General features: G+C 68.7%; 7 protein-coding genes and 1 tRNA gene. 4 read left to right on the top strand and 4 right to left on the bottom strand.

Annotated elements, in window-relative coordinates:
- Positions 1–480: 480 nt before the first annotated feature.
- The 3 genes from ACFYM2_RS01365 to ACFYM2_RS01355 all read left to right on the top strand — a co-directional run bounded on the left by ACFYM2_RS01365 (position 481) and on the right by ACFYM2_RS01355 (position 2,985).
- Complete coding sequence (locus ACFYM2_RS01365) at positions 481–807, top strand: hypothetical protein (protein WP_388832386.1); 327 nt, start codon at positions 481–483, stop codon at positions 805–807.
- A gap of 898 nt (positions 808–1,705) precedes the next feature.
- The gene (locus ACFYM2_RS01360; RefSeq protein ID WP_388832383.1) at positions 1,706–2,038 is read left to right on the top strand and encodes a hypothetical protein; all 333 of its coding nucleotides are present in this window, start codon (positions 1,706–1,708) and stop codon (positions 2,036–2,038) included.
- 104 nt (positions 2,039–2,142) lie between these two features.
- Positions 2,143–2,985, top strand: a complete 843-nt coding sequence (locus ACFYM2_RS01355; protein ID WP_359006840.1) for a PE-PGRS family protein — start codon at positions 2,143–2,145, stop codon at positions 2,983–2,985.
- On the opposite strand, the gene ACFYM2_RS01350 is transcribed toward ACFYM2_RS01355, so the two are convergent.
- From ACFYM2_RS01350 to ACFYM2_RS01340, 3 genes are all read right to left on the bottom strand, one after another.
- Positions 2,915–3,991, bottom strand: coding sequence for a hypothetical protein (locus tag ACFYM2_RS01350; protein ID WP_388832380.1), 1,077 nt, complete (start codon positions 3,989–3,991; stop codon positions 2,915–2,917). The two genes, ACFYM2_RS01355 and ACFYM2_RS01350, sit on opposite strands and share 71 nt — an antisense overlap.
- A gap of 795 nt (positions 3,992–4,786) precedes the next feature.
- A tRNA-Pro gene (locus ACFYM2_RS01345) sits at positions 4,787–4,860 on the bottom strand.
- A gap of 226 nt (positions 4,861–5,086) precedes the next feature.
- Positions 5,087–6,016, bottom strand: a complete 930-nt coding sequence (locus ACFYM2_RS01340; protein ID WP_359006835.1) for a metallophosphoesterase — start codon at positions 6,014–6,016, stop codon at positions 5,087–5,089.
- 88 nt (positions 6,017–6,104) lie between these two features.
- Between ACFYM2_RS01340 and ACFYM2_RS01335 the strand changes: the two genes are divergently transcribed.
- The gene (locus ACFYM2_RS01335) at positions 6,105–6,569 is read left to right on the top strand and encodes a GatB/YqeY domain-containing protein (protein WP_350231154.1); all 465 of its coding nucleotides are present in this window, start codon (positions 6,105–6,107) and stop codon (positions 6,567–6,569) included.
- A 284-nt stretch (positions 6,570–6,853) separates the two neighbouring features.
- Here ACFYM2_RS01335 and ACFYM2_RS01330 read toward each other — a convergent pair whose 3' ends face one another.
- The gene (locus ACFYM2_RS01330; RefSeq protein WP_388832377.1) at positions 6,854–9,175 is read right to left on the bottom strand and encodes a transglycosylase domain-containing protein; all 2,322 of its coding nucleotides are present in this window, start codon (positions 9,173–9,175) and stop codon (positions 6,854–6,856) included.
- Between the last annotated feature and the right edge of the window lie 463 nt (positions 9,176–9,638).

The following is a 9,638-nucleotide window of genomic DNA, read 5'->3' as shown; positions in this document are numbered from 1 at the left end:
TCCGGCTCCCGGCTCCCGGCTCCCGGCTCCCGGCTCCCGGCTCCCGGCTCCCGGCTCCCGGCTCCCGGCTCCCGGCTCCCGGCTCCCGGCTCCCGGCCAGCGTTTAGCACGCCCATGGCTGATCGGCAACCGTTTCACCACCTTCGTTCCGCGACAGGCTACTTGCCCTTCGGGTGCTCACGCAGCGGAAGCCGTTATTCGTTCAGCGTCTTGGCGGGTCCCTGCAAGGGGCCGTGGGGTTCGGCCCTTGGGTGGGGGTCGACGACCGCGCGGTGACGGCGCAAGGCCAGACCACGCCGCTGACAACGCCGGTCGTGCCAGGCGCACGGGGCCGGGCGACCCGCCCGGGTCACCCTCAGGAGTGAGGCCTGGCCAGGACGAGAACCGGCATGGGTGCGTAGAGCGTCGTGTGTGCCGAGGTTGGCGACGCCCAAGGCGTTTACCAGACCGCACCGTCTCCGTATTTTTGGAGGGCTTCAGATGACGACCGAGACCGGCACGAATAGCGGCAACTCCAACCAGCGGATGCCTGGCTCTGCCGCCGCCCAGCCGGACAGCAAGGAGCAGCGCGACCGCGTCGTCCCGGCGGCCGAGTACGCCTGGCTCCGGGCGGCGGCTGAGCTCTACGTCTTCGCCGAGCAGCGAGGGCTTCGACTGCTCCGCGCCGACGGCCCCAACAGGCATCTGCTGACGCAGGCGATGGTGGTCGACAGCGTCCTCCTCCTCCCGCCGGGCCGGCACCCGAAGGACGTCCTGCAAGACGTCGGAGCGGGGCCCTCGGCCGACCCCGCTGACACGACGCCATGAAAACCACTAGGCACCCGCCAACGGCTCGATGCGCCAGCGCCTCTTGCTCGGTCTGACCGAGCGGTGGGAAGAAGCGCTCGACGCCCGGTTCGCGATGTGCTCCGCGTCGCCGGTGCGTGCTCAACGTGCTTCTGCAATCGAGCAGGATCGTTCTCCACGGCGTTACCTAGACGCAGTTGGGCCCCTGGCTGCCGGACGGGGCGAGTCCGGCAGGCAGGGGCCCGCGCCACGACCCGGCCTTACTTCCGGGGGCTGACGCCCCGTACCAAGGGTCCGGGGGAGGAGATGAGGGTGATGCCTGCTTCCTCGTGGCCGGTCAGGGAGAGGAACACGCCGGTGGTCCAGCAGGCCGCGGACAGCCCGACTACGGCCCACGCGAGGGCGTTCCGTGAGTGCGGATGCTCCGCAGGGGTCTCGTCCGGCGTGTGCGGCTCGGTCGGCGGCGTTCCGTTCGGCTGCGGGTCATCCGGATGGCCGTTTGTAGTGGGCATGGCAAGCCTTCGTTTTTCGAGCATGCGGCAGCACGCGGTGAATGGGTGAAGGGACCTTGGACCGGCGGCGAGTTAGCCGCGCAAGTCCGGCCGTCGTGTCCGGTGGCGCCCCCGGACATGGAGGAGACTGCACCGCGCGGGGAGCCGATTCGAGTTCTCGCGAATTTGCGGACAGCCGCTGAGGTGGTCCTCCAGCATGTGCTGCTCGCTGCCCCGTCCGGAGCTTCTGACCTGCCCCTTTGCGAGTGCCGACGCCGAACCGGTCGGGTGGCGTCGCTACGAGCCGAACTTTTCGCAGCTGCTTGAGTCAGCCCGATCGTGCTGTTACAGCCGTCGGCGGCATACCGCTGCCTCGTGCACGTCCGTGACTCTCGCATGCAGACCTGGGGGTAAGCCACGCAACCACCATGACCAGCCAGTTCGGGTTCACCGTTCGTCGCGAAGGGCAGAGACGAGGGCAAGGTCAGGGCAAGCCGGCTGATGAGGGCGTTCCGGGCCTGGAGGGGGCTAAGAACATCGTCCTGATGCACGGGATAGACATCGACGCTGACTGCCGCACCGGCATTTCGGGACGTCGCGCCTACCGCACTTCCGGCACACGCGGGCTCCTCGTGTTCGGCCTGACCGAACAGCGGGAGTCAGCACTCGGCAGCCGCTTTCCGATGAGTTGGACCTCACGAGCGCGTACTCAGCCAACTCCTGTGCGCGCGGAGAGCCGGTGTGAGCCGGTAGAGCACTGATGCCTCACTAGAGCGACGGCGTCGTCAACCCAATGCGGTCAGCGTGCTCTGGCAGTTAGTCGAATGGCCAGTGTTGGGACCAACAGACCTGGCTCAATAGGCGTATGGAGATTGGCGAGCACTGGGCATACCGCGCGAGGCCGAAGGATCTTGGTAGTGCGCTTCGCCAGGTAGAGGTCGTTCGAGTGGGCGGCTCTGGCAGGTCTGGCTGGATCCACGTGCGGTTCCTCGAAGGCGATGCCGCAGGTCTGCAGGAGTGGGTTGGCCCCGGCTCTCTCGTAGCGCTATGGGCGGATGTCGATTCGTTCCGCGCGGACGACGCGGCGGAGTTGGCACTGGTGGAGTCCTCTCGCCATGTCCGGGGCAGCGAGGAGTTTGAGGCCGCTCGGATGATCCTAGGATTCGTTCGCCCGAAGAACAGGCTGCGACTGCGCCGAACGGTGGCGGACGCGGGTGTCCTGGAGCTGGGCTGCCTCGACGACACCGCCCCACTCATTGGCATGGACGCCGCCGAACTGCGCGGCGACACCATGGTGTTCGAGAATCGCCACGGAATGTGCGTGGCCGGGTGGCCGGTCACGGAGCGCGTCGCCCGCATCGTGGCCGGACGGCTCGCCGAGGAGATCCTTGCTGAGGTGGACCGCAAGCAGCAGGCCATCGAGCAGGAACGTGCCCAGTCCTCCTGGTACTCCTACGGTCGGCGTGACGACCGCAAACTGGACGCGGAGGCGGCAGTCCTGCGGACCGTCCGTGAGTGGTGCGGCCAGGACAAGGCTGAGCGCTATGACGAGTTGGTTGCCCTGCGCGCCGAGGTCATCAGGCTCGGGGAACTCGTCGAGAAGGCGGTCAAAGCCCTACGCGACCGTGGTCACGGCGTCATCGCCTCCACCATTGAGCGCGACCTTGGCGTCCATATCGCCACCCTTGATCCTCACGTGCGTTGCTGACGCCGCGCCACGGATCCGGATCCGGCTTGGGCGGCGCGGGCTGTGCCGGAGGCTTCTCCTTCTCCGGCCGGTGCGGGTGCCAGCCGTCGAGGAACGGCCGCAGTTGATCTCCCGTCGGCTCCGCATGGAAGTTGAGGGAAGCCAGGCCCCTGCCACTGAGGGTGGGATCGAGCCGGTTGGCCTCCGCCTTTCCCCAAGCCGACCACTTGCGCAACCTCTCGGCTTCGAGGGCAGCCTCCGATGTTGCGGCGGCTTCATCCAGAGCGGCGCAGAAGGCCCGGATCTCCCCTGCGGCCCGCCACTGATCAAGCGCAGTTCCGAAGCCATCGGCCCGTACCGCGTGCATCGCCTTGATCGAAGCCACGCTGACGGCGGCCTCCCACTCCCGCCGCTCGCGCTCCTCCCGCTCCGCTTCCAGGCGCTGTCGCTCCGCCTCCTGTCGCTCCCGCTCCTCGCGCAGGCGCTGCTGCTCCGCCTCACGCTCCAGTCGAGCCCGCTCCTGCTCCTCCGCACGTGCCTTCAACGCCCGGAAGACGGAACCGATCTGCTCCTCCAACGGCTTTTTCGCTGTGTCGGCCCACTCCTTCTTCCAGCCGTAGCTGTAGCCCGATTGCTGGCTGACCAGCAACTCCAGTTCGCCGGACGGCTCGAACTTCTGGGCAGGGGTGACGCGCTGCCAGTCGTACGTACGCCGACCGGCCTGCTTGGGCACGTACCGGACCGGCTTCTGCCGTTCGCGGAAGCTGATCTCGTACGCCCTGCCGTGGACGGTGAGCAGCGGCCTCGGCTGTCTGCGCTTCTTGGACACCGCAATCTCGCCGTGGCGTGTGAGGGCTTCCTCGGCGAGGAGTCGGAGCAGCGAGAGTACCCGGGGGAGGACCTCCTCCGAGATCTCGAAGGCGCTGTGGTCCGCGCTGACTGCGGCGATCACGTCCTCGACATCGGTGATCACACGGCTGCGCGCCAGCCGGATACGGTTCCACTCGGTCTCGTCCTCGCCGGTCACCCGGAGCAGGCCGAGAAAGAAGTCCCCCCTTCGCCCGCCCGCTGTACTTCAGGTTGTATCCCACGGGGGCACACTGCCGGGCCGCGTCGAACGCCCTGCGGTAGCGGGCTCGCTCCTCGTCGCTGGGGTTCGGGATCCGGAGGAACCGCCCAGCTTGCTGTACCTCCGCGATCAAGGCGGCTCCGACTTCCGCCGGCGACGGCTGGGGGGCCTTGGGGGCGCGCTTCGACGCCGGCTTCGTCGTGGACGGGGCTGTGTCTTGCCTCTGTGCTGGAGGGGCTGGTCGTGCCGGTTGGTCGGAACCTCTTGACCGCTGCTTGCGCTGAGCTGGTTCCGGCCGGTCCGGGTGGTGGCCGTGTTCCAGGTAGAAGCGTCCCGCGTTGGTGATCTCCGCCTGCCATTTCCCATCCTGCTTGGGCATGGTGATCAGGCGCCGCTCCTTGAGCGCGCGGGCAGTAAGGGCGAGCTCGGGGCTGTCCGACGTGACTGGGTCGGTTCCGGCCCGGATGCGGGTGAGGAGCGCGAGCTGCCGGTCGTTTAACGGAGACCATGGATGCATGGCGATCGTCGTACCGTCTGCGGTCTCCTCGGCACAAGCCGTGGGGTGACCCTTCCGGGGCGCACGCGGCGCACGGCTTGCTCAAAGGCGGAGAGCCACTCGCTGGGAGCCATCGGGAGCCGGATCCCGAAGATCACACCCAGTCGGCTCCCAAATGGCTCCCAAAATGGCCCCACAACGCAAATCAGGCCCGGCACTGATCTCTCAGTACCGGGCCTGACCTGGTGTTTCAGCTGTCGGGGTGGCGGGATTTGAACCCACGACCTCTTCGTCCCGAACGAAGCGCGCTGCCAAGCTGCGCTACACCCCGATTGTCTCCGCTTGTCGCGGCGACGTCGTTTACTTTAGCCCACTGGCGGCTGGAGACGAAATCCGGTTTTCGGGGGTGCTCGGGGAGGGGTGGAGGGGGCTACAGCCCGGCCTGGCTCGGCCTCCTCGGCGGCGTTCAGCCGGGTCTGCCGCGGCCCGCCGCAGGTGACAGCCCGGGGCGAGGCGGGGCCGGACCGCCGCCCCGCCCCCGGGCCCGGCTCGCGGCTCTACCCCTGCCGCCCCACCAGCGTCAGCAGCGTCGCCTCCGGGGGGCAGGCGAAGCGGATGGGGGTGTAGCGGTTGGTGCCGCAGCCTGCTGAGACGTGCAGGTAGGCGCGGTTTCCCTCGGCCGTGTGGGTGGACAGGCCCTTCACCCGGTCCGTGTCCAGGTCGCAGTTCGTGACCAGCGCCCCGTAGAACGGAACGCACAGCTGCCCCCCGTGCGTGTGGCCGGCCAGGATCAGGGGGTAGCCGTCCGCCGTGAAGGCGTCCAGGGAGCGCAGGTACGGGGCGTGGACCACCCCGATCGACAGGTCGGCGTCCGCCTCGGGACCGCCGGCCACCCGCTCGTACCGGTCGCGCTTGATGTGCGGGTCGTCCAGGCCCGTGAACGCCAGCTCCATCCCGTCCAGCTTCAGGCGGCCCCGGGTGTTGCTCAGGTTCACCCAGCCCGCCGCGTCGAACGCGTCCCGCAGGTCCTCCCACGGGTTGTGCACGGCACCCACCGCCGGCGCGTTGCCGTTCAGACCGTGCTTGCCCTGCGCCTTTTCGAACAGGTACCGGGCGGGGTTGCGCAGTTTCGGTCCGTAGTAGTCGTTGGAGCCGAAGACGTACACCCCGGGGAACTCCATCAGCGGGCCCAGCGCGTCCAGTGCCTCCGGGACGCCCTCCGGGTCCGACAGGTTGTCCCCGGTGTTCACCACGAAGTCCGGCCGCAGGCCTGCGAGCGATTGCAGCCACGCCCGCTTCTTGCGCTGGCCGCTCACCATGTGGATGTCCGAGACCTGGAGTACGCGCATGGGGCGCGCCCCCGGCGGCAGGACCGGTACCGTCACCCGGCGCAGCCGGAACGACCTCACCTCGAACCCGGCCGCATAGGCGAGACCGGCGGCCCCGACCGCCGTGATACCCAAGGGAATTCCGTATCGCGCGCGCATACGCCCATCGTCGCAGACGCCGGCCGCGCCGGGCCACGGGGCCGAAATCGGCGGGCGGGGACCGCTGTGCACCTGACACACTGGACCCATGACCACGCTCAAGGCCCGACTCAAGGACGACCTCACCACCGCCATGAAGGCGCGCGACGAACTGCGCTCGTCCACGCTCCGGCTGACCCTCACCGCCGTCGCCAAGGAAGAGGTCGCCGGCACGGCCGCGCGTGAGCTCTCCGACGACGAGGTCGTCAAGGTGATCGCCAAGGAGGCGAAGAAGCGCCGCGAGGCCGCCGAGGCCTTCGACAAGGGTGGCCGGGCCGAGTCCGCCGCGCGTGAGCTGGCCGAGGGCAAGATCCTCGACGCGTACCTGCCCAAGCAGCTGTCCGACGACGAGCTCGCGGCCATCGTCGCCGACGCCGTCGCCGAGGCGAAGGCCGCAGGTGCGGAGGGGCCGCGCGCCATGGGCGCCGTCATGAAGATCGTGAACCCGAAGGTGGCGGGTCTGGCCGACGGGGGCCGCGTCGCCGCCGCGGTGAAGCAGCAGCTCGCGGGCTGACCCGACCCGCACCCGTTTCCCGTTTCGGCGCGCCTCGGGTTCCCTCGGGGGGCGGTCGCGTACGGGATCTCGTCCCGTGGCCTCGTCCCGTGGGGCTGGGCTCGTGACGCACAGGCGGAGGGTGCGATTCCGGACCCGCCGTCCCGTACGGGAAGGTCCCGCCGTCCCGTACGCCTGCGCAGCCGTACGCCCGTACGAAAAGGCGCCCCAGGAGTGATCCCGGGGCGCCCCTTCGCGTGGTGCTGCCCGTCCGCCCGCGCCCGTCCGGCTCGCGGCGCGCGTGACTACTGCGGCCAGCCGCCCGTGTCGCCGCCCACCACTCCCGGGGGGAGCGGGATGCCGGGGATCGACGGGTCGCCGCCCTGGCCCGGGGGCTTGTTGTCGCCGCCCGGCTTCGGCTTGTGCTTGTTGCCCCGGCCGTTCCCGTTGGCGTTCCCGCTCCCGGGTCCGTTCCCGTTGCCCTTGTTCTTGCTCTTGTTGCTGTCGTTGTTGCCGCCGGCGGGCGCCCCGGCCGTCGCGTCCTCCGTCTTCTGGCCCGCGTCGCCCACGTTGACGCTGGTGAACGGCGCCGACGGCTGCCCCTGGAGCGCACCCGTCATGGCGTCGCGCCAGATGGGACCGGGGACCTGACCGCCGTACACCTGCTCCTGGAACTGGCCGCCGATGGTGATGTTGTTCATCTCGACGCGCTGCGAGGGGCTGCCGACCCAGACCGCGCCCGACAGGTTCGAGGTGTACCCGACGAACCAGGCGTTCTTGCGGGCGTCGGTGGTACCCGTCTTGCCCGCGTTGTCGCGGTCCTTCAGCCCGGCCTCGGCACCGGTACCCGAGTCGACCACGCCGCGCAGCAGGGAGTTGATGCTGTCGGCCGTGCTCTGCGACATCGCCTTCGAGCAGGCGGTCTTCGGAACCGGCACCGACGAACCGTCGGTCTTCTTGACGGACTCGATGGCGATCGGGGTGCAGTACGTGCCCCGGTTGGCGAAGGCCGCGTACGCGGTGGCCATCGTCAGGGGCGAGATGCCGGTGGAGCCGAGGGTCAGCGCCGACGGCACCATGGGCAGCTTCTCACCGTTGCCCTGACGGACATTCAGCTTGTCCGTCATCTGCGAGACGGGGCACATGCCGATGTCGCCGAGCATCTGCACGAAGTACGTGTTGACCGACTTGGCCATCGCTTCCTTCAGCGCGAAGGGGCCGATCTCGTTCTCGTTCTCGTTCTCCAGGTGCGCCGGGTGCTTGGGATCGTTCACCCACGGCTTGCCGCCACACGTCTGGACGGAGGCGGGATAGTCCATCTCGTACGGCGAGGGGTACTGCTGGGTCGGCGGTTTGCCGCCCTCGATCGCGGCCGCGGCCAGGAACGGCTTGAACGTCGAGCCGACCGGGAAGCCGAAGTTGGAGCCGCCCATCTGCCGGTTCACCGAGAAGTTGATCTGCGTCTCGTTGTCCCCGAAGCCGTACGGCTTGGACTGGCCCATCGCCAGGATCTTGCCGCTGCCCGGCTGGACCATGGTCACCGCGGTGGCGACCGAGTCCTTCTGGTAGACGTGCTCCTTGATCGACGCCTGCGCGGCCTTCTGGCTCTGCGGGTCGAGCGTGGTCTGGACGGTGAGCCCGCCCTGGTTCCAGAGCTTGGCCCGCTCCTCCTTGGTCTTGCCGAAGACCGGGTCGGACAGGAACACCTCGCGTACGTAGTCGCAGAAGAACCCGGCGCCGTCGACCGCCGTGATGCAGCCGTTCTTCGGCTTGCTCACGTGCAGCGTGATCGGCGCCTCCTTGGCCTTGTCGGCCTCACCCCGCGAGATGTCCTTCATGTCGACCATCCGCTGAAGCACCGTGTTGCGGCGCTTCTTCGCCTCCGTCGCGTCATTGACGGGGTCGTACCGGGTGGGCGACTGCACGATCCCGGCCAGCATCGCCGACTCGTCCAGGGTCAGATCCTTGGCCGGCTTGGAGAAGTACCGCTTGGCCGCGGCCTCGATGCCGTACGCCTGCTGCCCGAAGAACGTGATGTTGAGATAGTTCTCCAGGATCTTCTTCTTGCCGAGCTCTTCCTCGACCTGGATCGCGTACTTGAGCTCCTTGACCTTGCGGCCGATCGTCTGCTGGGTGGCCTCGGCGACCTTGTCGGGGTCGTCGCCCGCCTCCTCGACGAAGACGTTCTTCACGTACTGCTGCGTGAGAGTGGACGCGCCCTGGGCGACACCGCCGCTGGTCGCGTTCTTGTTCATCGCGCGCAGGACGCCCTTGAGGTCGATCGCGCCGTGCTCGTAGAAGCGCGAGTCCTCGATGGCGACGATCGCCTTCTGCATGTACGGGGAGATGTCGGCGAGCGGCACCACGGTGCGGTCGCGCGAGTAGACCTGGGCGATCGTGCCGCCCTTGCTGTCCAGGATGGTGGTCCGCTGGCTCAGCGGCGGGGTCTTCAGGTTGGCCGGGATGTCGTCGAACCCCTCGACCGTGCCCCTGGCCGCGAGCCCCAGCGCGCCGGCGGCGGGAAGGGCGATTCCCGCGAGCACCGCACCCGCCAGCGCACTCACGCCCAGAAACTTGGCCGCCTGCTGAGTCCCGGTCAGGCCTCCGCCCGATCGCTTCATTGCCATGAGAGGCAGCCTAATCCCTAGTCAGGGGCGCTCCCCGTAAGCGGATCAGTCGTGGGGTGTACGCGTACGTGATCGTGACATCCGGGCGTGCGGGCAGTCGGCATCCCGGCATCCCGGCATCCGGGGAATGGCGAGCCGGTATGTGCCGTGGAGGGGGACTTGGCTCCGGACTCGGCGGGCCTGGCGAGGGCGCCTTCGGCATGGCGGCGCGGGGTGCCCAGGTTCTCAATCGCCGGACATGAGGGAAGGCTCTGGCCTAAGCTGGTCCTACCCGTCACAGCGGTTGTGGCCGCGCGCGCCGTTCTCGGCCGTACGGGGAGCGTTTTTCCGCCGTACTCGTACCAGGTTCCGCCGCCCCCGAATCCGGATGGAATCGACCCGGTTGACGTCTCGCAGGCGTTCGATCGGGCCTCCGTACGGTGTCCGGTTGCACCTCATGTGTCACCCCGTATCCGTTCTGGCT

The sequence above is a fragment of the Streptomyces sp. NPDC006711 genome (assembly GCF_042869775.1).
Taxonomy (GTDB): domain Bacteria; phylum Actinomycetota; class Actinomycetes; order Streptomycetales; family Streptomycetaceae; genus Streptomyces.
This window is presented reverse-complemented; position numbering and strand designations above follow the sequence as displayed.

Coding starts and splice junctions, on each gene's coding strand:
- ACFYM2_RS01340 (WP_359006835.1), bottom strand. CDS start 6,016: ATGCGCGCGCGATACGGAATTCCCTTGGGTATCACGGCGGTCGGGGCC.
- ACFYM2_RS01355 (WP_359006840.1), top strand. CDS start 2,143: ATGGAGATTGGCGAGCACTGGGCATACCGCGCGAGGCCGAAGGATCTT.
- ACFYM2_RS01360 (WP_388832383.1), top strand. CDS start 1,706: ATGACCAGCCAGTTCGGGTTCACCGTTCGTCGCGAAGGGCAGAGACGA.
- ACFYM2_RS01330 (WP_388832377.1), bottom strand. CDS start 9,175: ATGGCAATGAAGCGATCGGGCGGAGGCCTGACCGGGACTCAGCAGGCG.
- ACFYM2_RS01365 (WP_388832386.1), top strand. CDS start 481: ATGACGACCGAGACCGGCACGAATAGCGGCAACTCCAACCAGCGGATG.
- ACFYM2_RS01335 (WP_350231154.1), top strand. CDS start 6,105: ATGACCACGCTCAAGGCCCGACTCAAGGACGACCTCACCACCGCCATG.